General features: G+C 62.3%; 19 protein-coding genes. 7 read left to right on the plus strand and 12 right to left on the minus strand.

The window, feature by feature from the left end; translation table 11 throughout:
* Positions 1–79 precede the first annotated feature (79 nt).
* Positions 80–790: a dienelactone hydrolase family protein gene (locus BLS13_RS02575; protein ID WP_093449590.1), complete on the plus strand. Its 711-nt coding sequence runs from the start codon at positions 80–82 to the stop codon at positions 788–790.
* A gap of 105 nt (positions 791–895) precedes the next feature.
* On the opposite strand, the gene BLS13_RS02580 is transcribed toward BLS13_RS02575, so the two are convergent.
* On the minus strand, positions 896–2113 hold the full coding sequence (locus BLS13_RS02580) for a polyhydroxyalkanoate depolymerase (RefSeq protein WP_093450114.1): 1218 nt from the start codon (positions 2111–2113) through the stop codon (positions 896–898).
* Positions 2114–2263: 150 nt separating this feature from the next.
* On the opposite strand from BLS13_RS02580, the gene BLS13_RS02585 reads away from it, so the two are divergent.
* Positions 2264–2920: a glutathione S-transferase gene (locus BLS13_RS02585; protein ID WP_093449591.1), complete on the plus strand. Its 657-nt coding sequence runs from the start codon at positions 2264–2266 to the stop codon at positions 2918–2920.
* Between the two features lie 7 nt (positions 2921–2927).
* On the opposite strand, the gene galE is transcribed toward BLS13_RS02585, so the two are convergent.
* The 9 genes from galE to BLS13_RS02630 form a co-directional block, all read right to left on the minus strand.
* Positions 2928–3926, minus strand: coding sequence for a UDP-glucose 4-epimerase GalE (gene galE / locus BLS13_RS02590; RefSeq protein WP_093449593.1), 999 nt, complete (start codon positions 3924–3926; stop codon positions 2928–2930).
* A gap of 79 nt (positions 3927–4005) precedes the next feature.
* Positions 4006–4632, minus strand: a complete 627-nt coding sequence (locus BLS13_RS02595) for a response regulator transcription factor (RefSeq protein ID WP_093449594.1) — start codon at positions 4630–4632, stop codon at positions 4006–4008.
* Positions 4626–7082 (minus strand): PAS domain-containing sensor histidine kinase, encoded by a 2457-nt coding sequence (locus BLS13_RS02600; protein ID WP_256325674.1) that lies wholly within the window; start codon positions 7080–7082, stop codon positions 4626–4628. Before BLS13_RS02600 ends, BLS13_RS02595 begins: the two co-directional genes overlap by 7 nt.
* Before the next feature lie 168 nt (positions 7083–7250).
* Positions 7251–8060, minus strand: a complete 810-nt coding sequence (locus BLS13_RS02605; RefSeq protein WP_037525139.1) for a LytR/AlgR family response regulator transcription factor — start codon at positions 8058–8060, stop codon at positions 7251–7253.
* A complete protein-coding gene (locus BLS13_RS02610; RefSeq protein WP_093449596.1) occupies positions 8057–9163 on the minus strand; it encodes a sensor histidine kinase in 1107 nt (368 codons plus the stop codon). Before BLS13_RS02610 ends, BLS13_RS02605 begins: the two co-directional genes overlap by 4 nt.
* 44 nt (positions 9164–9207) lie before the next feature.
* Positions 9208–10488, minus strand: a complete 1281-nt coding sequence (locus tag BLS13_RS02615) for a dicarboxylate/amino acid:cation symporter (protein WP_371128181.1) — start codon at positions 10486–10488, stop codon at positions 9208–9210.
* A gap of 91 nt (positions 10489–10579) precedes the next feature.
* Positions 10580–12601: a TonB-dependent receptor gene (locus BLS13_RS02620; RefSeq protein WP_093449599.1), complete on the minus strand. Its 2022-nt coding sequence runs from the start codon at positions 12599–12601 to the stop codon at positions 10580–10582.
* Positions 12602–12686: 85 nt separating this feature from the next.
* Complete coding sequence (locus tag BLS13_RS02625; protein ID WP_176943402.1) at positions 12687–14696, minus strand: methyl-accepting chemotaxis protein; 2010 nt, start codon at positions 14694–14696, stop codon at positions 12687–12689.
* A 120-nt stretch (positions 14697–14816) separates the two neighbouring features.
* Positions 14817–15605: a GNAT family N-acetyltransferase gene (locus BLS13_RS02630; RefSeq protein ID WP_256325675.1), complete on the minus strand. Its 789-nt coding sequence runs from the start codon at positions 15603–15605 to the stop codon at positions 14817–14819.
* A 175-nt stretch (positions 15606–15780) separates the two neighbouring features.
* On the opposite strand from BLS13_RS02630, the gene zwf reads away from it, so the two are divergent.
* From zwf to eda, 5 genes are all read left to right on the plus strand, one after another.
* Complete coding sequence (gene zwf / locus BLS13_RS02635; protein ID WP_093449602.1) at positions 15781–17238, plus strand: glucose-6-phosphate dehydrogenase; 1458 nt, start codon at positions 15781–15783, stop codon at positions 17236–17238.
* Between the two features lie 115 nt (positions 17239–17353).
* Positions 17354–18058 carry a 6-phosphogluconolactonase gene (gene pgl / locus BLS13_RS02640; RefSeq protein WP_093449603.1) on the plus strand — a complete coding sequence of 235 codons (705 nt, stop codon included), beginning with the start codon at positions 17354–17356 and terminating at the stop codon, positions 18056–18058.
* Positions 18055–19878 carry a phosphogluconate dehydratase gene (edd, locus tag BLS13_RS02645; protein ID WP_093449604.1) on the plus strand — a complete coding sequence of 608 codons (1824 nt, stop codon included), beginning with the start codon at positions 18055–18057 and terminating at the stop codon, positions 19876–19878. The genes pgl and edd overlap by 4 nt, the downstream gene beginning before the upstream one ends.
* Before the next feature lie 4 nt (positions 19879–19882).
* A complete protein-coding gene (locus BLS13_RS02650; protein ID WP_093450119.1) occupies positions 19883–20857 on the plus strand; it encodes a glucokinase in 975 nt (324 codons plus the stop codon).
* Positions 20848–21459, plus strand: a complete 612-nt coding sequence (eda, locus tag BLS13_RS02655) for a bifunctional 4-hydroxy-2-oxoglutarate aldolase/2-dehydro-3-deoxy-phosphogluconate aldolase (protein WP_093449606.1) — start codon at positions 20848–20850, stop codon at positions 21457–21459. Before BLS13_RS02650 ends, eda begins: the two co-directional genes overlap by 10 nt.
* Positions 21460–21535: 76 nt before the next feature.
* On the opposite strand, the gene BLS13_RS02660 is transcribed toward eda, so the two are convergent.
* Positions 21536–21889, minus strand: coding sequence for an energy transducer TonB (locus tag BLS13_RS02660; protein ID WP_256325676.1), 354 nt, complete (start codon positions 21887–21889; stop codon positions 21536–21538).
* A gap of 366 nt (positions 21890–22255) precedes the next feature.
* Positions 22256–24238, minus strand: a complete 1983-nt coding sequence (locus tag BLS13_RS02665; RefSeq protein ID WP_093449609.1) for an acetyl-CoA carboxylase biotin carboxylase subunit — start codon at positions 24236–24238, stop codon at positions 22256–22258.
* Positions 24239–24251 lie beyond the last annotated feature (13 nt).

Genomic DNA, 24251 nt, shown 5'->3' on the forward strand with positions numbered 1-24251 from the left:
CGTCCTGTCGCCACAGCGCAACTTGCGAGCACGAAAAGCGCCGTGCAAAGAGCGACAAAAGCAGCATGGGAGCATGAACATGGCCATTGAAACCCGCGTGATCGAATATGATGCCCCCGGGGGCACCTTTGAAGGCGTGATCGCGCTCGACACCGCCATCAGCGGCGCACGGCCCGGCATCCTGATCGCACCCAACTTCATGGGGCAGGGCGATTTCGACGTCGAACGCGCGAAGCGCTTCGCCGCGATGGGCTATGTCGGCTTCGCGATCGACATGTATGGCAAGGGTCGACGCGCGACCGACGCCGATTCCGCGATGGCGCTGATGAACGAAACCACCGCCGACCGCAGCGTGCTGCAGGCCCGAATTGGCGCGGCGCTGACGCTGCTCAAGGCACAAGGTGAGGTCGATTCGTCGAAGACCGGCGCCATCGGCTTTTGCTTCGGCGGAAAATGCGTCCTCGATCTCGCCCGCTCGGGCGTCGAGGTTGGCGGTGTCGTCAGCTTCCACGGCATTTACGATGCCCCGCCCTTTCCCAACGCGCCGATGAAAGCCAGGGTGCTCGTCTGCCATGGCTGGGACGATCCGCTCTGCCCGCCCGAAGCAATGGTGGGGCTGGCAAGAGAACTGACCACGGCCGGCGTCGACTGGCAGATCCACGCTTACGGCCATACCGGGCACGCCTTTACCGCCCCTGGCGCCAACATGCCGGGCATGATGTACAGCGCAGCGGCCGACAGCCGCTCGTGGAAGGCTATGACCGACTTCTTTGCCGAGATTTTCGGGTAATTTCTGAACTGCTCCCCGGATTGCCGGGGAAAGGACGAATATTCGCTTCTTGGGGCCGTCGGCATGATCGATCGTGCCAACGGCCCCCGACGGCGGCAGGACCGCTCAGCTCGCGCCCAGCACGAAATTGCGCACCTGCGGATACACCTGATTCTCCCACCGGCTTCCCGAAAATACGCCATAATGGCCGACACCGGCCTGAAGATAATGGCGCTTCATATGCGGGCGCAGGCTGCTGCAGAGATCATGCGCGGCCGAGGTTTGCCCGACCGCACAGATATCGTCGCGCTCGCCCTCGATCGTCAGCAGCGCCGTCCGCCGGATTTTCGAACAATCGACACGGCGCCCGCGATAGTCGAGCTTGCCCTTTGCCAGCAGCGCACGCTGGAATACCCGATCGATCGTCTCGAGATAGAAATCCGCGGTCATGTCGAGCACCGCGAAATATTCCTCGTAAAATTCGCGGATCGTGGCGGCCTGTTCAAGCTCACCATCGGCGAGATGCTGATAGAGCGCGCGATGCTGTTGACTGTGCCGCGACATATTCATCGATACAAACGCCGTCAGCTGCAGGAACCCCGGATAAACGCGCCGGCCCGCCCCCGGGTAACGCCAGGGCACGGTGGAAATCAGGTTCGATTCGAACCATTCAAAATCGTGCGAATTGGCCAGTTCGTTCACCCCGGTCGGATTGGCGTCGACGTCGACAGGCCCCCCCATCAGCGTCAGACTTCGCGGCGTGGCAGGATTGCCGTCCTCGGACATCAACGCAGTCGCTGCCAGCGCCTGAACGCAAGGCTGACACACCGCCAACAGATGCACCGGCGGCCCGAGTTCCTCAAGGAAAGCGATGACATGGTCGACATAGTCGTCGAAACCGAACACGCCGGCCGACAGCGGCACGTCACGCGCATTCTTCCAGTCGGTGATATAGACGTCATGATCGCGCAGCAGCGTCGCAACGGTGTTGCGGAGCAGCGTCGCGAAATGGCCGGACAACGGTGCGACCACCAGGATCTTCGGTTGGATCGCCCCACCTTCGGGCTTGGCAAAGCGCAACAGGTCCGCGAAGGGCGTCGACCGAATCACCTCTTCGTGGACATCGACTTCCATGTTTCCCGAAATCACGCTTTTGATGGCGAAGTCGGTCCGAACATGGGTGACTTTGGTATTGGCCGTCATATCCAGCGCCGCGAAAACGCTGCGCATCAAGGGGTCTTCGGCATAGTCGCCCAGACTGTCGCGGAGCTTGAGACCCGCCGCCGCGAACCAGCGCAGCGGCTCCAGCATGTCGTTAAACCCCTGGTACATCTTATAAAGCATCAAGCAGCCCATTTCCCCAGAGAGGACGGCTGCCGCAACGATGCTCCGTCTCTCAAGATCATTTAGTGCATTTTATATTGCACTGCGCCATAAATTTTGCGGTTTGCCAAGAATGATGCAATGCATCATCCGACGCAGGGGAGGCGAAGCATGTCGAAGCCCATATTGACGATTTCCAGCAAGAATTATTCCTCCTGGTCATTGCGCGGCTGGCTGCTGTGCAAGTTGGCTGGACTCGACGTCGTCGAAGAACGTGTGGGGATCGACGATCCCGGCCAACGCGCCGAACTGCTGTTGCTCTCGCCCTCGGTGCTGGTGCCGCGGCTGACGCATGAGGGCGCCAGCATCTGGGACACGCTCGCCATCGCCGAATATCTGAACGAGACGTTCCCGGAAGCGATGCTCTATCCACAGGACAAGCTGCAGCGCGCCCATTGCCGATCGATCTCGGGGGAGATCCATTCGGGCTTCCAGAATCTGCGCTCCGCCCTGCCGATGAACCTCAAGGCGCGCAATGACAGCTTTCGGCTGTTCGCCGGCGCCAAGCCCGACATCGATCGGGTGCAGGCGATCTGGCACGAATGCCTGAGCGCTTATGGCGGCCCTTGGCTGTTCGGATCGCGGCCAACCGTCGCCGATGCGATGTTCGCGCCTGTCGCGACGCGCTTCGTCACCTATGCGATCCCGCTCAAGGCGGATTGCCGGGCCTATTGCACCACGATCATGAACTGGCCGCTGATGCAGGAATGGATCGCAGCCGCCATCGCCGAACCCGAAGAGATGGAAGAACTGGACGCGGAGTTCTGATCGCGCGTCAGGCTTTCTCGCTCAGGTGGCGCTCCCACGCCAGCGCGTGCGCCACGATCAGGTCCAGATCCTCATATTTCGGGCGCCACGGCGTTGTCGCCAGGATGCGGCGATTGTCGGCGATCAGGGCATCGGGATCGCCTGGCCGGCGCGGCTCCATCCGACGCACGATCGTCTGTCCCGAGACGCGATCGACCGAGTCTAGAACTTCGAGCACCGAAAAGCCCCGGCCATAACCGCAATTCATCACGTGGCTGGTCGCAGGGTCCGCGATCAGCGTATCGAGCGCGTGGAGATGGGCATCGGCAAGATCCGAAACATGGATATAATCGCGCACGCCGGTGCCATCCGGCGTCGCATAATCGGTGCCGAACACGGCGACTTCCGGGCGCTTGCCGAGCGCGGCCTCTCCGGCCACCTTGATGAGATGGGTGGCCCCGGCAGTCGACTGGCCCGAACGCCCCTGGGGATCCGCACCTGCGACGTTGAAATAGCGTAGCGCGCAATAATTGAGCGGATGCGCGAAGGCGACGTCCTTGAGCATTGCCTCGGTCATCAGCTTCGACATGCCGTAAGGGTTGATCGGGACGGTCGGCATATCTTCGCGCACGGGCGTCTCGTCCGGGATGCCATAGGTCGCCGCGGTCGACGAAAAGATGACGTGCTTCACGCCGCCCTGCACCGCCGAAGCGAGCAGCGATCGCGTCTTGGCCGTGTTGTTATGATAATATTTGAGCGGGTTGGTCACCGATTCGGGAACGACCACCGAACCGGCAAAATGCATGATCGCGCCGATACCTTCGTCCGCGATAATCGATGCGACCAGCGCCTCGTCGCAGATATCGCCTTCATAAAAGCGCGCAGCCGCCGGCACCGCCCAACGAAAGCCGGTCACGAGATTATCGATCACGGCAACGCGCCACCCCGCGTCGAGCAGGGCCAGCACGGCATGACTGCCGATATAGCCCGCGCCGCCCGTCACCAGAACCGAAAAGGGCTTGTCCATTGCAATCGCCACGCGTTTCTTTCCCCGATATCCGCCATATTGCAGCGCAGAAGATGGTTAGACTCAAGGCGGCAAACGGTCAAACCCGATAGACCGGCACCAGTCCCGCCGCAAAGGCGATACGCACGCTCTCCGCAACGCTGCGCACTTCCAGCTTGTCCATCAGATTGGCGCGATAGATCTCGACGGTGCGGGGGCTGATATCCAGTTCATAGGCGATAATCTTATTAGCCTTGCCGTCGATCAAGCCCAGCAGCACATCGCGCTCGCGCGGCGTCAGCCGCTCGATCAGTTCGCGGGCTTCCTGCACGGCACCCGCCTGCCTCACGCGATCTTCGAGCCGGTCGAACGCAGCGCCGATCGCATCGAGCAACGCGCGATCGTCATAAGGCTTTTCGATAAAGTCCCCGGCTCCGGCCTTCATCGCCTCGACGGCCAGACTGATATCGCCCTGGCCCGTGAGCAACAAGGTTTCGAAGCGCTCGGTCACACTGGTCAATTTGCGCAGAACGTCAAGACCGTTGGCACCGGGCATGTTGATATCCAGCAGTACGCAGCCCGATTCGAGCTCGGCGGCGGCTTCCAGAAACGCGTCCCCGGATGCGAACGCGCTAACCCGAAAATCACCGGCGGCTTCCAGCAAAAGCTCGACCGACTGGCGCAAAGCATCGTCGTCATCGACGACATAGATGTGAGGCCTTAACATTCTCGTTGCGCCCCCTGTTCCGAGATCGGCAATGTGAAACGAAATACCGCGCCCTCACCCACCTTCGTATCGGCGGCAAGATATCCGCCATGCGCTTCTATGATGCGGCGGCTTATCGACAAGCCAAATCCCAGCCCCTCATCCTTGGTCGTTGCAAAAGGCTTAAACAACCGATCCAGGATCTCCGATGAGATGCCCGGTCCGCTATCTTTTACCTCGACCATTAGATTGCCCTCCGCGATCGAGGTCGAGATTATCATCTCCTTACGTGCCGAGCCACTGGACGTCATCGCATCCACGCCATTTCGGATCAAGTTGACGAGCACCTGCTGGATCTGGATGCGATCTCCGAGAACCATACGATCCTCGTTTTCGAATACGTAGCTTACCCGTACACCCAGCGACGACACATTGAACAGCGCAAGCGCAGCGGCCTCACGAATCAGGTGGGCGATCGGCTCGGCGCGCATGTCCGTCTCGCCGCGCGCGATGAACGCCCTTAAACGCCGGATGATCTCACCGGCGCGCGAAGCCTGTTCGCGCGCGCTTCGCGTGGCATGCAATACCCGATCGGTTTCGCGCCCGCCTTCGATCATCAGTTCGGCGGCGCCGATGAAATTCACGATCGCGGCCAGTGGCTGGCTAAGTTCATGCGCCAGCGCCGCCGCCATCTCACCCATCATGCCCAGCCTCGACACCTGGGCGAGTTCGGTCTGGAGTTTGCGAAACTTCTCTTCGCTCTCGATGTGCGGGCGCATGTCGCGGCCAAAGATGACGTATCTGCGCTGCCCTTCGACGATGGCATCACCGATGACGAACGATATCGGGATCGACCCACCATCGGCCGCGCTCGCGACGACCGGAATAGGCCACTTGGCTTCGCGGACGTTGCGAAACATCTGCTGTAAATCGCGACGATCCGGCCGACGATCCGACCCGCCGGCGCCGATCAGCACCCGCACGTTGCGGCCGACCATATCGGCCTCACTATAGCCGAACAAGCTTGCGGCCGTACTGCTGAATTCCCGGATGATACCGAATTCGTCGCACACCACCATAGCGTCGGGCACAGTCGCCAAAATCGCACGCATTTCGGCCTCACTGGCCCGCAGAGCGGCCTCGCGTTCGTAACGCTCGGTAATATCGAGATGCGTGCCGATCGCGCGCAGCGGGCGGCCATCCGCACCATAGATGATCCGGGCCCAGCTATCGGCCCGGCGCTGAACGCCATCGAGCCGGCGGAAATCGAACGAGAAATGAACCTTGTCGTCTTCACGGACGATCGCATCGCGCAACGCGACCTTCACCTGCTCGGCAATTTCCGGCACCATGTTCCACGACGTGCCGGATATGTCCGCAGCGTTATTGTCCGCGTGCAGACCGAGGAAATTTTCGCCCCGCGTCGTCCAGATCGGCTCATCGGCCATCAGATCATATTCGTAGATGAAGATGCCTTGCGCCGCGACCGCCGTCGCCAGCCGTGCCTCGCTGATCCGGATCGCTTCCTCATGCCGATAATGTTCGGTCACATCCTTGCACGCCACGATCGCGTTGACGGGCTGGCCGTCAGCATAGCCGATCTGCGCAGAGAAATGGATCAGGCGCACGTCGTGCGGCGACTGCCCGACGGCAACCGTGCGCTGAACCAACTGGCCGCCATTGGCAAATGCCGTTTCGAATTCGGATCTCAACGCATTCCGCTCATCCTCGCCCAGCATGAGCTCCATCCAGGCACCAACCTCTGCTTCGGTCCAGTGCGAGGCCCGTCCGACGAGGGCCTGGAGATTGAGATCCCAATCGACGCATCTGGCGACATGATCCCACTGGAAGATCGTCAGTCCCTGGCCATCGGCCGCCACCCGCAACCTCCCTTCATTCGCGCGCAGAACCGATTCGGCGGCTCTTCGCGCGGTCACGTCAATAACGGTGACCACCGTCGAAGGGCGGTCCTGCGAACGCCCGAACTGGCTGATCTGATTGTAGGTTATCAGCGGCCGGCCGTCGCGATGCCGTTCGGAATATTCACATTGCGAGACGAGGTTGCGCGGCGAAGTATCGCTATCCGCGTCCACCGGAACATCGGTAAGACGCGTTCGCAGCAATTCCCGACGGCATCTGCCGACCGCCAGTTCCGGCGGCCATCCGTACAATTCCTGGCAGCCGCGCGACCAATGCCGGATCACATCGTGCGAATCGATCACCATCACGGCGCCGAGGCCGACCGCATCGACCATAACATCGCGCTCGCGAAAGCGCGAAGACCGCATGCGAACGCGCCTGTCGACGATGATCGGCAGCACGATCAATTGGACGATGAAGAGGACCGCCACGATCGCCGCAACCAGAAGGGGCTGGAAGGAAACCGCAACCGCACGCGCCGAAGGGGATGCCAGCAGCACGGCAAGCGTGATGATCGCAATGACGAAACCCGTCACGGCGCAAAGCAGCACGGCTCGCGATCTCAGCGAGCCGCGCATGACACTGAATGACGATCGACCCGTACCGCGCCCTTTCCGGATTCATCCCATCTTTTCAATCACGCTAACACGGCCGATGCCCGCGTGACAGCACAAGGATAGGAAAATGCCGGTGACTTCGAGTGGCGATCTACAGGATAGTCAATGAACGAAGCGTGCCACGACCTCACGGTAGCTCCGGCTAACCTTCACCTGCGCGCCGGAATCGAGCACAAGGAAGCATTCGCCGTTGGTGTGCGGCTTGACCTGCTTTACCAGATCGAGGTTCACGATCGTTGAGCGATGAACCCGCTGGAATCGGCGTGGATCTAGGCGCTTTTCGAGATCCTTCATCGTTTCGCGCAGGATCAGCGTATTGTCGCCGGTATAGATGCACATATAGTCGCCGGCGGCGTCAATCCGCTCGATCGTGTCGACATCGACCCGAAAGATCTGACCGCGATCCTTGATGTTGATCAGTTTTTCGAACCGGTTCGATGCCGGAGCATCCTCGCTATCGGTGTTCGCGGCGAGAGTTTCGGCCGCTTCAGGTGCAACCTCGGCCAGCACTTCCTTCAGCCGCCCGGCTTCTTCGTGACCGCGCTTTTCCGCAAGCCTCTGGCGGACGCGATCCAATGTATCCGCAAGTCGCTGCTCATCGACAGGCTTCATCAGATAGTCCATCGCCTGCGCCTCAAATGCGCGAATCGCATGATCCTGATAGGCGGTCACAAACACGAATAAGGGCGGCTCGACCTCCATGAGGCCCTGGATCACCGAAAATCCGTCGAAACCCGGCATCTGGATGTCGAGAAAGACGAGATCGGGCTTGTCGGTCTTGATCGCGCGGATGGCTTCCCGGCCGTTGAGGCAGGTTTCGATGATTTCTACATCCTCATATGCGGCGAGCCTGAGCTGCAGGCCCTGAATGGCCAACGGCTCGTCATCTACGAGAATGGTTCTAATCGTCATGCAACTTCCTTGGGCTGTTCGGTCTGGAAGGGAATTTCGATCATAACGCCGAAACCCTCGTCCCGCTCGGTTTGGACCTCAAATCGCTGGTCCGCGCCATAGGCCTGCGCCAGCCTGTCGCGAATATTCGCCAGACCGACGCCAGTGGAGTAGGTGGGACGCACAGGACCATCGTTCAACCCCGGCCCCGTATCCGTCACCGTGATAAGCACGCGCCGATCACCATCGACCCCGATAAGCCGTGCCTCGACCGAGATATCCGCCCCCTCTTCAAGCGGCGTCACCGCATATTTGATCGCATTTTCCACCAACGGCTGCAGCAGCAATGACGGCAACCGTGCCGATGCGGCCGCCGGATCGATATCGAAATGGGCGCGCAGCCGATCTTCGAACCGCATCTTCTCGATATCGAGATAAAGTTTGAGCGTTTCCACCTCCTGCGCCAGCGAGACATAGCCGCTCGGCTCATTCGCCAGCGTGTAACGAAGAAAGGAGGACAGCCGCGACAACATCGCATTCGCACGCTGGGTTTCCTTCAGCAGCACCAGCGTTGAAATCGAATTGAGCGTGTTGAACAGGAAATGCGGATTGAGCTGGTAGCGCAGCATCGCGAGTTGCGCCGAGGAGGCCTGGCTCTCGAGCCGCTCGACCCTGCTGCTCTGCTCCTCGAGCAGCAGGAAGAAGTTGATGCCATAATAAAGCGCGGACCAGGCCGCCAGCAGCGAGAAATCGAGGAGGATCGCGCCGAAGAACTCGATGCCTTCGGGCATCTTGCGCGGCTGGTAAAAGGTGGCGTGCGCCCAGGTTTCGATCGATGAAAAGCAGGCCGCCGCCAGCACCAGGATGACAATCGAAACGCCCCAGGTGATGATCGGCTGCTGCCGGATCAGCCGCCGATAGGCCGATGCCATCAGCAATGTCAGCGAATAGCCGGTCGCCGTCGTCAGCGCGGTCGGCACGACGAACAGCAGCCCCATTGCATTAGCGAGGCCGCCCAGCGTTCGCAGTACGAAATAACCGCTCCAGCCCGCCGACTGGAGAATCCAGAATGCGCGATTCTTGTCTTCGAAAAAGGGCTCCGAGCGGAGCTTGAAAACGCTCATGGGATCAGCCTAGCCGAAAGCGAAGGATCGATGAAGCCTGCGCACTATCGGCCACCGAGCGCCGCCCGTAGCCGAACGCGATCGAGCGCGCCTTCCCAGCGCGAAATCACCACCGTTGCCACGGCATTGCCAATGAAATTGGTGAGAGACCGGCACTCGGACATGAAGCGATCGATACCCAGGATCAGCGCCATACCGGCCACCGGCACGCTGGGGACGATCGACAGGGTCGCCGCCAGAGTGATGAACCCGGCGCCGGTAACCCCCGCGGCCCCCTTCGAACTGATCATGGCGACAAGCAGCAGGCTGATCTGCTGCCCGATCGACAGAGATACGTCGCATGCCTGCGCGATAAACAACGCCGCCAGCGTCATATAGATATTGGTGCCGTCGAGATTGAATGAGTAACCCGTTGGTACGACCAGCCCGACGACAGATTTGTCGCAGCCGGCATTCTCCATCTTGGCGATCAGGTTCGGAAGTGCCGATTCAGACGATGATGTGCCGAGCACCAGCAGCAACTCATCCTTGAGATAGGCGATCAGCCGCAGGATCGAGAAGCCCGAGGCCGCGCCGACCGCCCCCAGGATGATCAGCACGAACGCCAGCGACGTCAGATAGAAACACGCCATCAATCCCGCGAGATTTGCGAGCGTTCCCACGCCGAACTTGCCGATCGTGAACGCCATGGCCCCGAAAGCACCGATCGGCGCCGCCCGCATCAATATGCCGACCAGCCGGAAGACCACCGCCGTCAGCCGCTCGAGCAGGTCGGTCACCGGCCGCGCCCGATCGCCGCTGAGCGACAGCGCAATGCCGAACAGGATCGCCACGAACAGCACCTGCAGGATCTCTCCTTCGGCCAGCGCGGACACGAGCGTCGACGGAATGATGTTGGTCAGGAAGGCCGTGATCGTCTGATCATGGGCCTTGGCCGCATATTCGGTGATGTGCGAGACATCGAGCGCGGCCGGCGCGATGTGCATCCCGGCCCCCGGTTGCACGACATTGGCAACGACCAGGCCGATGATCAGCGCCAATGTCGACAATGTCAGGAAATAAGCGAAGGTCTTGATCGCGACCCGCCCGAGATCGCCAAGTTCCCGCAGCCCGGCGATCCCCGTCACCACAGTGAGGAAGATCACCGGCGCGATCACCATTTTCACCAGCTTGATGAAGGCGTCGCCAAGCGGCTTGAGCTGCGCGGCAAAGGCCGGTTCGAAATAGCCGAGCACAATGCCCAGCCCGATCGCCAGCAACACTTGCGCGTAGAGCGATCGCCAGAAGGGCGGCCGCTCTGCCGGGGCTCCCTCATTCTCGACCATCATCGCCGTCTCTCCCCACCATCCATGCAGGCTGCCTCGATCTTCACCCGCCAGGGCGAGGATAAGGGCGGACGATGCGTTCGCGAGCCGCTCAGCGCAAGGCGTAGCGTAACCCGATCGTCAAACTGCGCGGGGTGGCCCTTTCGACGACATTGTCGGCCGAAATACCGGCATCGACCTGGATATTGCCGAGATTTTCGCCGCGCAGTTCGATAGAGAAGCCCTGGCCGACCGGCACCACCGCGACGGCATCGATGGTCAGCGCATTGCGCAACGCGCGGAGATTCTGATCGTCCTCATATTGCCGGGCGACATAACGCACTGTCGTGCCGAGCCGGAACAGGCCGGGCCGGTTCCATTCGGCCGAAGCACTTGCCTGATCGCGTGGCGTCTGCGCAGGCCGCAATCCGTTCAGAGCGCTCGCCGTACCTGATGCGCGTACATAGGCATCGGCATGCGCGTAGCTCAGATCGAACCGCCATTCGCCAAGCCAGGCGCCGGCATCGACCTCGACCCCGCGGCTGCGGATGGCATCGATATTCTGGCGCATTTTTGTATTGGCTATCTTTGGATCGCTGACATTCGTGATCGCATCGTCAAGCCTGTTCCAGAACAAGGTGAAACCCAGATGCCACCCCGGCAGCGGCCTATAGTCGCCGCCCAGATCGACGCCCTTTACCCGCTCCGGATTCAACATCGGATTGGCAAGCGTACTGTCCGAACCGACCCGGAAGGGACGGTACAACTCGTTTAACGTCGGCAGGCGCCATCCCGTATAGGCTGCGCCCCGCAGCGTGATCGTACCGGCAGGCCTCCATGCGAAGCCGATCCGCGCGGTCGTCTCGCGACCGCTGCGATCCGGAAAATCCTGACTTCTTGCACTCAGCAGGCCCGTTTTCCGGTCCACTTCCTGCAAAAAGCCACGATCGAGCGACCAGCGATCAATACGGGCTCCTGCTGTTAGAGTCAGTGTCTCGACCGGAACGAGGCTGAGATCCGCGAATCCGCCATAGATCGTCTGCTGGCCGCCTGCCTTACGGACCGTCCCGTTTCCGCTGAATGCCAGCTCCTCGGTGCGGCCGTCGACGTGTCGCGCGTCCGCACCGATCCTCAGGGTGATTTTCTGCCCCAACGGCGGGCGGACCTCGACCCGACCGCCTGTTCCCGTCGCCGGCACATTATATTGATCGAGCGATTCGGTCGCGATCGTGCGCGCGGCGTTGGCGCTGGCAAAGCCGCTCGAGAACTGACGGATCTGCAGCCATCCGGTCGCCTCCCATCCCCAGCGGCCATGACCGACCAGCCTCAGGCTCGAATCCACGCTGCGGTTGCTGTTCCCGGTGAACGGAAGCCCGCGATTGCGGCGATCGAGCAGGAACAGACCGTTGGCCTGCAATTCGGTGTCGGCCGCGACGGGCACGACCGCGCGGGCCGCACCATGGGCCTGCTCGTATCGGGCCGGCTCGTCGATCGGGCCGCGCTGGCTGGCCACGATCGGCACGAAGCCGTCGCCGCGCGCATAGCCCGCCGACAGCATCGCAAATCCGCCACCCAATCGTGCCGACAGCAGCCCGTCAGCGTCGACAGCATTGCGGCTGCCATAGCTGACACCGGCGGTCAAAGGCCCGGCATCATCGGGGCCGATGCTCGACATCTCGATGGTCCCACCCAACGCGCCGGCGCCATAGACGCCACTGCCGCCGCCGCGGGTGACGCGGATATGGCCGATGCGCGCCGGATCGAGCGCCGCCCAGTTCACCCAACCGCCGAACGGATCGGCCATCGACACGCCGTCGAGCAGGATCAGCGCACGGCTCGATGCATTGCCGCCGAGCCCGCGCAGCGTGGCGCCCTGACTCGTCGGGTGGGCCGATCGCGCATCGGACCTGCGAAACTGCTGAAAGCCGGCGGCGTCGCGCAGGACATCTTCCATTCGGCCGCTGGCCGCCATGGTCAGGCGATCGCGATCTATCGCTATCAGATCAAATGCGGCATCGCCCGCTGTCCCGCCCAGGCCACGTCCGGTGACGACGATATCGCCTTCACCGGCATATGCCGCAACCGATCCGCTTGCGAGCAGTGGCGCCAGAAGAAGGAATCGTCGAGATCGCACTATCACCACCCGGCCCGGATCACTTTGGCGCCGATGGGCTTAGCCCGGCGATCGCGTCAATGATAAAGCGCCGACATATGGGGATTCAGGCGACTCTCGCCACGAAATGATCGACGTCGCCCTTCAGTCGATCGGCCTCGGTTGTCACGTCATTGGCCACCATGCGCATCGTTTCCGCGCTTTCATAAGCCTGGCTTGCTGCCGTCGCCATGACCGCAACCGCGTCCGACGTCGCACTCGTCGCCGAAGCCGCCGATGCCGCGCTCGCGGCAATTTCGGTAGCGGCAATGCTCTGCTGCTGCACCGCCTTCGCCACGGCGACGGCGTGCCCCGCCACCTTGTCGATGTGCGTTCCGATATCGTGAATCGAGGCAATCGTCAGTTCGGCTTCGGTCCGGATCTGCTTTATATGATCCTCCACCTCGCGGGTTGCCGACGCGGCGCGTCCGGCAAGTGCCTTCACCTCGCTCGCCACAACGGCGAACCCGGCGCCGGCATCCCCTGCCCGCGCGGCTTCGATCGATGCATTAAGCGCGAGCAGCCGCGTCTGCGATGCGATCCTCGCGATAAGTTCGATCACCTCCCCGATCCGCGACGAGGCAGCGTCAAGACCTTCGATACGGCTCTGCGCACCGCTTACCGAGCACATCGTGTGATCGACGCTGACACTGACGTCTTCCATCAGCAGACGAATTTGCCGATTGGCCCTTGCCAGCTGATCGATCGCGGTTGCCACGATTGTGACACCATCGAACGCGCTCCGGGTGGAACGCTCGGCAGCGACCGCTTCGGCTCGCGCGGCAGCCGCATTGCTCGACATCGCATCGGCCTCATAGCCCAGTGCATTGGCACGCGACAGCAGACCATTCAGAATCTGGCCGATTGTCTGCTCAAGATCGCACACCAATGCATTGCGCGCACGACGTTCATCAGCCGCGGCCCGACGCCGCTGCAGCTCTGCTTCGGCCTCAAGCGCGGCGTTGCGCAAGCTGATCTGCTTCACTGTGCCCTCGAGCCGCTCGCCGGCCTTCTGCAATTCGGAGGAGAGTGCCGCGCGTTCGATTAGGCTCTGCTGGAAGAACTCGATTCCCGCGGCGATCTCACCCAGTTCGTTCGACAAACCCACATATGGGATCGCCGAGTCGACGTCACCGGCCGCCATATCGCGCATCCGGCTGGTCACCTTGGCAACGGCTCGCTCGATCAGACGCGTTGCGTACCAGCCGAGCGCCGCCGCGAGCAACGTGGTGCCAGATACGATCACCATCAGCACATAGAGGCGGTCCTTCGCTTCGCTTTCCTGCTCACGGATTAGGGTGCCGAATGTCGCCAGACTGACCGCCTGCACGTCGAGAACCAGCATACGCGTACGGGCCACATCCCGACTCGCCTTGTCAGCCATTGCCGCGCACCCGACGATTCCGCCGCAGACAGCCTCCAGCCGCTCGACATCCTTGAGAACGATCGAAAGCGCCCTTCCCATGTTTGCCGCCGGCTTTGCGAGGCTCAGGCTGATACGATCATCCTTCCGTGCCAGACCCGCGGCAGATGCCTGCGAGAAACTTGCCTCCATCGCCAGCCGCTGCGACTCTATCACGCCTCGGATCAAGGTAAGTTGACGCTGGTCCTTGGCGTCGCTCCTGCCGATACGGAATCGGTCAATGAGATCGTCCAGCGATGCAAGATCTTCCGCAAGCGGGGGCGCCTTCATTATGCCGATCGCCACCAGGTAGAACGTATCGAGCCTTCCATCGAGGACCAGCCCCGACCGGTTGCCGATCTCGGCGATCAGATCGGCCGCAGCCTGCGTAAACGCAGGCGCGTCGCCCGTCACCTGCAGCCAGGCATTTCGAAGCGAGCGCGTAGAGAACCCCTGGTCCAGCACGTCCGTCTTGGCGCGGAAGGCCGCAATCAGGGCGGGATCGGGGAGTGCACCTTGCGCTTCACGACGCATCACCGGCAGCATCGCCAATACATAGTCGCCGCCGACCCGCTCCTGCCCGGCAATGATGATATCCCGTCGGGCATGGTGAACCACCATCCCGGTGATTGTGAGCACAGGAACGATGAATGTAGCGCACAACAGAAGCAGCATATGCTTCAGGCTTAAGCGTGCGACATATCCCATCCTAAAGCTGCCCTATTGACCTTAATTTACAGCCAATGGACCAAAAGGGTTAATGTTGCTTAAATGATAGCGCTGGCTGGGGATGCGTCAGGCCGCAGCGACAAACCGTTCGGCGTATCGCGCAGCAATGCGCGCAACCGGCATCAGCATGAAGACATCGATGCTGTTGAAGTCGCCATCGACGAAGGCGCCCTCACCGACCTGCGCACCGACGCGCAAATAGGCCTTGATCAATGGTGGCAGCTGCCGCTGTGCGAGACGGGCATCATATCCGCCGATTGGCACGCGCGCCATGTCGACACGATGGGCGCCGATGGCGCGCGCGCGCAGCTCCACTGGCGCCAGATGATCATGCGCCAGCAATGAAAGACCCGCCGCGTGCGCCTCGGGGTCGGTTCCGTGGAAGCTCGCACATCCGAACATGAAGCCGATCCGGTGCCGGCGCAGATAATCTGCGATACCGCGCCAGAGCATCTGGATCGTGCCGGCATCGCGATAAGCCGGATCGACGCAAGACCGACCGAGTTCGAGCAGTTCCATCCGCTCGCGCCGCGCATGCGCGATGATCGGATCCAGATCGAACTCATCGGCTGAGTAAAAGCCGAAATGCCGTTCGGCGACGCCTTGCCGAAGCAGGCGATAGGTACCGACCACGGGGCTGCCGCGCGCCGCCAGATCCTCGACCAGCAGATGGTCGCAATATGCATCGTATCGATCGATATCGAGGCCGGCCTGCTCGCTGTGCAGCGACGCTCCCATCGCTTCGCAGAAGATGCGATAGCGTAGCCGCTGCGCAGCGGCGATATCCCGCGCATCCTGCGCCAGGCGAACCGTCAGCATGCGCTCGCGCGGCAATTGTTCCAGTTCGATCATCATCGGGCCCCCGAAACAATATCGATCGGATCCCGATAGGAAGTTTATGCTACGCCACGGCTACCGCAATGCGACGCTTTTGCTAAAAGACCGATAGATTTCGCCGCAATCGGGGAATCCGACATCGGTACGTCACGCGCGAAGCGGATGATCGGTGCCGAACGAAAAGGGGAAATGAATGAGCACCGCCAGCGAGAAGCTCCTGTTGTTCGGGGCGACGGGCGATCTGTCGCAGCGCATGTTGTTGCCATCACTGTTCGGCCTGGACGTCGACGGCCTGTTGCCGCCCGCCCTCGCCATCATTGCCACCGCACGCAGCGAAATGAACGAGGCACGCTTTCGCGAGGTGGCCGCAACCGCGCTCAAGCGCTACGTGCCCGCCGAGCGCATGTCGGATGAAGCCTTGGCGGGCTTCCTCAATCGACTGAACTATGTCGCTGTCGATGCGTCCGATCCAACCCAATTTTCGGCACTGGCCGATGTTGTCGGCTCGACCGAAAAAGGCCTGTCAATCTTCCTGTCGACCGCGCCTTCGCTGTTCGGCGCGACGATCGACGGACTGAACGGGGCGGGTCTTGCGGGCTGCAATGTCCGGATCGGTCTCGAAAAGCCACTCGGTTACGATCTCGTTTCCAGCCGCACCATCAACGATGCCGTGGCGAAGGTCTTCCCCGAGGAGCGGATCTTCCGGATCGACCATTATCTCGGCAAGGAAACCGTTCAGAACCTGCTGGCGCTGCGCTTCGCCAACAGCCTGTTCGAGCCGCTGTGGAAGGCAGGCGGCATCGATCATGTGCAGATCACGGTGTCGGAGACAGTCGGCCTCGAAGGCCGTGTCGGCTTCTACGACGGCGCCGGCGCTATCCGCGACATGGTTCAGAACCACATGTTGCAGCTCCTCGCGCTCGTTGCGATGGAACCGCCCGCCCAATTCAATTCAACCGCGATCCGCGACGAGAAGGTCAAGGTGCTGCGATCGCTGCGCAAGATCGATCGCGCCACCGCCGCCAGCCACAGCGTGATCGGCCAATATGGCCCAGGCGCGATGGCAGGCGGGCCCGTGCCCGGCTATAGCGATGAACTCGGCAAACCGTCCGGAACCGAGACGTTCGTCGCCATCAAGGCCCATATCGACAATTGGCGCTGGCAGGGCGTGCCGTTTTATCTGCGGACCGGCAAGCGCCTGCCAAGTCGCCAATCCGAAATTTTTATCCAGTTCAAAGGTGTGCCGCATTCGATCTTCGAAAGCCGGGGGGCGGTGCTGCAACCGAACAAGCTGATCATCCGTTTGCAGCCCGATGAAAATGTGCGGCTGCTGCTGATGTCGAAGGAGCCAGGACTCGATCGCGATGGCATACGCCTGCGCGAGGTGCCGCTGGATATCGCGATGGACAACGCCTTCGCCGACAGTCGCCGTCGCATCGCCTATGAGCGGTTGCTGCTCGATCTGATCGAAGGCGACCAGACATTGTTCGTCCGCCGCGATGAAGTGGAGGCGCAATGGGAATGGGTCGACGCGATTCGCGACGGGTGGGCGGCCAATGCCATGAAGCCGCGCGCTTATACCGCCGGCACCTGGGGCCCATCCGCGGCGATCGGATTGACCGAACGTGACGGCGTGACCTGGCACGACTAATGAAGATCGCCACGCCAGTGAAAGCTGGAATCGCTCCCGCCTCTCCGCGCATGGAGGGTTGGGAGCGGCCTAGGTTTTCGTTGGGTGACGGAAAAAATTAAAATGAGAGAAGAACATGATTGAAGCCGAATGGTGGGAATATGACGATGTCGAGGAACTGGCCGAAGCTGCGGCAGGCGATATCGGCTTCATCATCGAAAGCGCACTCGACGCGCGCGGCCAGGCGCTGATCGCATTGCCCGGCGGCAAGACCCCGGAGCCGGTCTATGCCAAACTCGCACGCACGAAGCTCAACTGGAAGAATGTGACGATCATCCCCACCGACGATCGTCTGGTGCCCATCACCGATCCGCTATCCAACGCCGCGATGATTGCCAAGATCTTCCTGCCGAAGGGCGCAAGGGTGTTGCCGATCACCACCGAAAAGGCAGCGGATTATCGCATGGCCGGCAAGGCCGCCGATGCCCGGCTGCAGGAACTGCACTGGCCGATCGATCTGGTCGTGCTCGGCGTCGGCGCCGATGGCCACACCGCCTCGATCTTCCCCGGCCCCGATCTGGATGAAGCGCTGAACGGCCCCAAGGCGCGTCGGGCACTGGGCGTCATGCCCGATCCGCTGCCGCCCGAAGCACCCGTTGCCCGCGTCACGCTCAGCCGCGCCGCGATCGTTTCGGCGCGTGCGATCATGATGGTGCTGACCGGACAGCCCAAGCGCGATATGCTCGAACAGGCGATCAGCGATGGCGCATCCTCGACAACCCCGATCGGCCGCGTCCTCGCCGAAGCCGATCAGGCGATCGATATTCACTGGAGCGCATGATGGCCCTGCACCCCGCCCTCGAATCGGTTACCGCAAGGATCATCGAACGATCAAAGGCGGGACGGCGCGCCTATCTGGACCTTATCGCCCGCGAACGCGATTCGGGGGTCGACCGGCCGAACCTGTCGTGCGGCAACCTGGCACATGGCTTCGCCGCGGCGGGCGATGACAAGCCCGCGATCCGCGGCGGCACGGCGATGAACATCGGCATCGTCACCGCCTATAATGACATGCTCTCCGCGCATCAGCCTTATGGCCGCTACCCCGAACAGATGAAGCTGTTCGCGCGCGAAGTCGGCGCGACCGCACAGGTGGCAGGCGGCGTGCCGGCAATGTGCGATGGCGTGACCCAGGGCCAGCGCGGCATGGAATTGTCGCTGTTCAGCCGCGATACGATCGCACTGTCGACGGCGGTGGCGCTCAGCCATGGCATGTTCGAAGGCGCGGCCTTGCTCGGCATTTGCGACAAGATCGTGCCTGGGCTGCTGATCGGCGCGCTGCGCTTCGGCCATCTGCCGACGATCCTGATCCCCGCCGGGCCGATGCCGTCGGGCCTCGCCAATAAGGAAAAGGTCCGCGTCCGGCAGCTTTACGCCGAGGGCAAGGTCGGCCGCGAGGAACTGCTGGAGGCCGAGGCGGCCTCTTATCATGGCGCCGGAACCTGCACCTTCTATGGCACCGCCAATTCGAACCAGATGATGATGGAGGTGATGGGCCTGCATGTGCCGGGCAGCGCCTTCGTCAATCCGGGCACGAAATTGCGCCAGGAACTGACCCGCGCCGCCGTCCATCGGCTTGCCGCGATCGGGTGGGACGGGGACGACTATCGCCCGCTGGGCCTGTGCATCGACGAGAAAGCGATCGTCAACGCCGCGGTCGGCCTGCTCGCCACGGGCGGATCGACCAACCATGCGATCCACCTGCCCGCCATCGCGCGCGCGGCCGGCATCATCATCGATTGGGAGGATATCGACCGGCTATCGGCCGCAGTGCCGCTGATAGCCCGTGTCTATCCGAACGGATCGGGCGACGTGAATCATTTCCAGGCGGCAGGCGGCATGGCCTATGTGATCCGCACTTTGATCGAAAACGGATTGATCCATCGCGATATCCTGACGGTCGGGGGTACCGATCTCGGCGATTATGCCCGCGATCCCAAACTCGACGGCGAAACTTTGATATGGGAAGATGCGCCGCCCGCGCCGCTCGACGAAAATATGCTGCGCCCGGCGACCAATCCATTCCTGCCCGATGGCGGCATGCGCCTGCTGCAAGGCAATCTCGGCCGCGGCGTGATCAAGACGAGCGCCGTCGACGAGGGCCGCTGGACCGTCGAGGCGCCGTGCCGGATCTTCGACGATCAGGACGATGTCGGCAAGGCATTCAAGGCCGGTGAACTCGATCGCGACGTGATCGTGGTGGTGCGCTTCCAGGGGCCCCGCGCCAACGGAATGCCCGAATTGCACAAGCTGACGCCCTGGCTCGGCGTCCTGCAAGATAAGGGCTATAAGGTCGCGCTGGTGACCGACGGGCGGATGTCGGGCGCTTCGGGCAAAGTGCCGGCCGCCATTCACTTCACGCCCGAAGCGCTGGCCGGTGGTCCGCTGGGCCTGTTGCGCGATGGCGATATCGTCCGGCTTGATGCGGCGCATGGCGAACTTGCGGCGCTGGTCGACGCCGCCGAATGGGCAAGCCGGAGCCCCGCACTGCCGCCCCCGCCGACGATCGGCACGGGCCGCGAACTTTTTGCCATCATGCGGCTTGGCGCCGATGGCGCCGAACAGGGCGGGTCCGCCATGCTCGCCGCCGCCGGCTTGTGACATGATGCAAATCGTTGCGGTAGATCTCGGCGGAACCCACGCCCGCTTCTCGATTGCCGATCTGCATCATGATCGGCGGCCCGCGCTGGGCGAGGCACGAAAATACAAGACCGCCGACTTTCCCGACTTCCCCAGCGCCTGGGCAGCCTTCGCACACGACAGCGGCGTGAAGCTGCCGTCCGCGGCAAGCATTGCCATTGCCGGCCCCGTCGAGGGAGAGCTGATCCACTTCACCAACAATCCGTGGGTGATCCGGCCAAAGACGCTGGCAGCCGAACTTGGCGTCGAACAACTGGTGCTGATCAACGATTTCGCGGCAATGGCGGCAGCTGTCGGCCGGCTTCACGAGGATGAACTGATCCATCTCGGGGGCCCCGAGGGGGCCATGCCCGAAAGCGGAGTCGTGACGATAGCCGGACCGGGCACCGGGCTCGGCGTGGCCCAGCTGCTGCGCTATCGGGGCCGCAATATCGTGCTGCCGACCGAGGGCGGGCACCTCGATTTCGCACCGCTCGACGGCTTCGAGGAACATATGCTGCAGCGGCTGCGACAGCGCCACGTCCGCGTATCGACCGAACGCATTGCTTCCGGCCCGGGCCTGCACAATATTTATGAAGCGATGGCTGCAAGCACCGGGGAAGCGATCGTGCCGCTCGATGATCCCGCTTTGTGGCAGGCGGCGATCGACGGCAGCAATCGGCTCGCGGCGAGCGCACTCGACCGTTTCGTCATGGCATTCGGATCGATCGTCGGCGACCTTGCGCTCGGCCATGGATCGAACGCCGTGGTGATCACCGGCGGCCTCGCCAATCGCATCCGCGAACGGCTGGCCGGGCCGCTGTTTCGCGACCGGTTTTGCGCCAAGGGCCGCCATGCAAGCCGCATGGCGAATTTCCCGATCCGGCTCGCGGTTCATTCCGATCCCGGCCTGCTGGGTGCCGCGGCAGCCTTCCAGGAGGAGAAATATCCATGGACGTAGAACAGGTGATGCGCCTCGCTCCGGTGATCCCGGTGCTGGTGATCGAGGATGCCGCGCATGCGCGATCGATAGCCGAAGCCCTGGTTGCCGGCGGGCTATACGCGCTCGAAGTTACGTTGCGGACGCCTGCCGCGCTCGACGCGATTCGCGAAATGGCCAAGGTGGAGGGTGCCGTTGTCGGCGCGGGCACGGTGCTCAACGAACGCGATTTGGCGGCCAGCATCGACGCCGGCGCGCGCTTTATCGTGTCACCGGGGTTGACCGCCCCGCTTGGGGAGGCCGCCATCGCCAGCGGGATTCCGTTTCTGCCCGGCACAGCCAATGCCGGCGATATCATGCGCGGGCTCGATCTCGGCCTGACCCATTTCAAATTTTTCCCGGCGATGGCCAGCGGCGGAATTCCGGCGCTGAAGGCGCTCGCAGCGCCATTCCATATGGCAAAATTTTGCCCCACCGGCGGTATCACGCAAACGACTGCCCCCGACTGGTTGGCCGTCGATCCGATCCTGTGCGTCGGGGGATCCTGGATGGTCCCCGCCGGGCCGCCTGACGTCGCCGAAATTCAGAAACGTGCAAGTCAGGCGGCCGCTTTGGGCACCTGATTCGAAGCGCTCATTCACCCTACAAATACCGATCCGATGGGAGCACCCGCATCGAATCGGCATTGGGCAGGCAATATTACATCATCTTCCAGGTCAGCGGCACGACCAGCGAAGCCGCACCGCCGGGAGGGGCCGGGAAAGCGCCGACCTTCTTCGGCACGGCCAGCGCTTCACGATCGAGCGCGCTCGATCCGCTCGGCTGAACCAGTTCGACACCCGCGACCGATCCGTCGGCAGCAACATCAAGCTTTACCTTGGCGGTGCCTTCGTCGCCGCGCATCTGCGCGGCGCGCGGATATTCCTGCTTTGCAGCAAGCAACTGACGAACCTTGGCGGTCCATTCGGGCGTTGCGGCGGCAAAAGCCGGGCCGGTGGCCAGTGCGATCCCGGCCAAGGCGATCGCCAAGTTGCGCATCCGAAGTGCTGGCATGTTCTGCTCCTGTTGTTGAGGGTCGCCCGACCCCCGAATCTACAGGTTTGGAACTACGGAAAATTTGTCAAAAGGGTGTTAACAGCGGGCGGATACGACCTCAAAAAGCAAGCCAAATGCCTGTTTTTACGCGATCCTCGTGATATTACTGATCATGCACAGCAAATCGACTAGGCGATCGTTAACCGAGCTCTTCGGCAGTTTTTCGCTGAAAAATACCGATACCATCGACGACTGTTAATATTCGTGCGGCATGCCCGCGCGGCAAGCCAATTCATCGGTACAATCGGCAGCATCGGCCGACCGAAACCGAATCCTCGACTCGCCATGCCGGCGCGAAATCCGATTCGCGCCGCGCCGCGGCAATCACTCGAACTCAAGAATGACTGCATCGACCGCCAGACTATCACCGGCCATGGCGGCGATCATCTTTACCGTCCCCGCCTTTTCGGCGCGCAGAATATTCTCCATCTTCATCGCCTCGACGACCGCCAATGGCTGCCCCGCCTCGACCTTGGCGCCTTCGCCGACATGGATCGCCGTCACCAGGCCCGGCATCGGGCACAACAGAAAACGTGACATGTCCGGCGGGATCTTCTCGATCATATGATGCGAGAGTTCCGCGACATGCGGCGGCAGCACTCGCAGCACATGGCTCGCGCCATGCGTGGTGAACTTCCAGCCTGTCCGGCGGCGCTCGACCCGGATCGACAGCGGCTTGCCATCGACCACCGCCTCGATCAGCCGCTGCCCTGGGACGAATGGCGCATCTACAACGATCGTCTCGCCATCGACGGTAACGACATCGCCCTCGATGACGACGCGGTGCTCGGCCCCGTCGAGCGTGACGACCCAATCGGTCGACTGATCGGCAGGGCCGTTCAACTGGCCTTCGATCAATGCGGAGCGTCCGGCATCGACGGTGGCGATCACACCGGCAACGGCCGCCATCTTGGCCGTCAGCCGCAGACCCGCTGGCGCACCAACGAAGCCTTCGGGATATTCCTCGGCAATGAAGCCGGTGGTGATGTTGCCGCTACGGAAGCGATCATGCTGCATGATCGCCGACAGGAAATCGATATTGTGGCCGATGCCGTCAATCTCGAACCGGTCGAGCGCGAGGATCTGCTTGTCGATCGCCTCTTCGCGGGTCTTGCCGTAGGTGATCAGCTTCGCGATCATCGGATCGTAGAACATCGAGATTTCGGAGCCTTCATAGACGCCGTCATCGACACGCACGCCTTCGCCCTCGGCCGGCGGCCGATAGCGCACGAGGCGGCCGGTCGACGGCAGGAAGCCGCGATAGGGATCCTCGGCATAGACGCGATTCTCGACCGCCCAGCCCTCGCGCTTCACCTCGTCCTGGGTGAAAGCCAGCTTCTCGCCATAAGCGACGCGAATCATCTGCTCGACCAGATCGAGCCCGGTGATGCATTCGGTGACCGGATGCTCGACCTGCAGGCGGGTGTTCATTTCGAGGAAGTAGAAGCCCTGGCCGGTGGTGTCGGCGCCGCTGACGATCAGTTCGACCGTACCCGCGCTATAATAGCCGACGGCCCGCGCGAGCGCGACGCACTGTTCGCCCATTGCTTTCCGCATTTCCGGGGTGACGAACGGCGACGGCGCTTCCTCGACCACCTTCTGGTGGCGGCGCTGGATCGAACATTCGCGCTCGTTCAGGTAAAGGATGTTGCCATGCTTATCGCCGAGGATCTGGATCTCGATGTGGCGCGGGCTCTCGATGAACTTCTCGATGAACACGCGGTCGTCGCCGAAGCTGGCGAGGCCCTCGCGCTTGGTGGCCTCGAAGCCTTCGCGGACGTCCTTCTCGGAATAAGCCAGCCGCATACCTTTGCCGCCGCCGCCGGCCGAGGCCTTCATCATCACCGGATAGCCGATGCCGTTGGCGATTTCGACCGCATGATCGGTGCTGTCGATCTCACCGACGAAGCCGGGGACGACGTTGACGTTCGCGGCCTTGGCGAGCTTCTTCGATTCGATCTTGTCGCCCATCGCCGCGATCGCACCGATCGGCGGGCCGATGAAGGCAATGCCGGCGTCTTCCAGCGCCTGCGCGAAGCTGGTCCGCTCGGACAGGAAACCGTAGCCCGGATGGACAGCCTCGGCACCGGTATCCTTGCACGCCTGGATGATCTTCTCGGCGATCAGATAGGACTGGTTGGCCGGCGGCGGCCCGATGTGGACGGCCTCGTCGGCCATCTGGACGTGCGGGCTGCGCGCATCGGCGTCCGAATAGACGGCCACGGTCTTGATGCCCATCTTCCGGGCGGTCTTGATCACGCGGCAGGCGATTTCGCCGCGATTGGCGATCAGGATCTTCTTGAACATTCGAGCCCCTTCA

Origin of the sequence: Sphingomonas sp. YR710 (assembly GCF_900101455.1) — a bacterium.
Taxonomy (GTDB): Bacteria; Pseudomonadota; Alphaproteobacteria; order Sphingomonadales; family Sphingomonadaceae; genus Rhizorhabdus.

Coding starts and splice junctions, on each gene's coding strand:
- BLS13_RS02575 (WP_093449590.1), top strand. CDS start 80: ATGGCCATTGAAACCCGCGTGATCGAATATGATGCCCCCGGGGGCACC.
- BLS13_RS02580 (WP_093450114.1), bottom strand. CDS start 2,113: ATGCTTTATAAGATGTACCAGGGGTTTAACGACATGCTGGAGCCGCTG.
- BLS13_RS02585 (WP_093449591.1), top strand. CDS start 2,264: ATGTCGAAGCCCATATTGACGATTTCCAGCAAGAATTATTCCTCCTGG.
- galE (WP_093449593.1), bottom strand. CDS start 3,926: ATGGACAAGCCCTTTTCGGTTCTGGTGACGGGCGGCGCGGGCTATATC.
- BLS13_RS02595 (WP_093449594.1), bottom strand. CDS start 4,632: ATGTTAAGGCCTCACATCTATGTCGTCGATGACGACGATGCTTTGCGC.
- BLS13_RS02605 (WP_037525139.1), bottom strand. CDS start 8,060: ATGACGATTAGAACCATTCTCGTAGATGACGAGCCGTTGGCCATTCAG.
- BLS13_RS02610 (WP_093449596.1), bottom strand. CDS start 9,163: ATGAGCGTTTTCAAGCTCCGCTCGGAGCCCTTTTTCGAAGACAAGAAT.
- BLS13_RS02615 (WP_371128181.1), bottom strand. CDS start 10,488: ATGGTCGAGAATGAGGGAGCCCCGGCAGAGCGGCCGCCCTTCTGGCGA.
- BLS13_RS02625 (WP_176943402.1), bottom strand. CDS start 14,696: ATGCTGCTTCTGTTGTGCGCTACATTCATCGTTCCTGTGCTCACAATC.
- BLS13_RS02630 (WP_256325675.1), bottom strand. CDS start 15,605: ATGATGATCGAACTGGAACAATTGCCGCGCGAGCGCATGCTGACGGTT.
- zwf (WP_093449602.1), top strand. CDS start 15,781: ATGAGCACCGCCAGCGAGAAGCTCCTGTTGTTCGGGGCGACGGGCGAT.
- pgl (WP_093449603.1), top strand. CDS start 17,354: ATGATTGAAGCCGAATGGTGGGAATATGACGATGTCGAGGAACTGGCC.
- edd (WP_093449604.1), top strand. CDS start 18,055: ATGATGGCCCTGCACCCCGCCCTCGAATCGGTTACCGCAAGGATCATC.
- BLS13_RS02650 (WP_093450119.1), top strand. CDS start 19,883: ATGCAAATCGTTGCGGTAGATCTCGGCGGAACCCACGCCCGCTTCTCG.
- eda (WP_093449606.1), top strand. CDS start 20,848: ATGGACGTAGAACAGGTGATGCGCCTCGCTCCGGTGATCCCGGTGCTG.
- BLS13_RS02660 (WP_256325676.1), bottom strand. CDS start 21,889: ATGCCAGCACTTCGGATGCGCAACTTGGCGATCGCCTTGGCCGGGATC.
- BLS13_RS02665 (WP_093449609.1), bottom strand. CDS start 24,238: ATGTTCAAGAAGATCCTGATCGCCAATCGCGGCGAAATCGCCTGCCGC.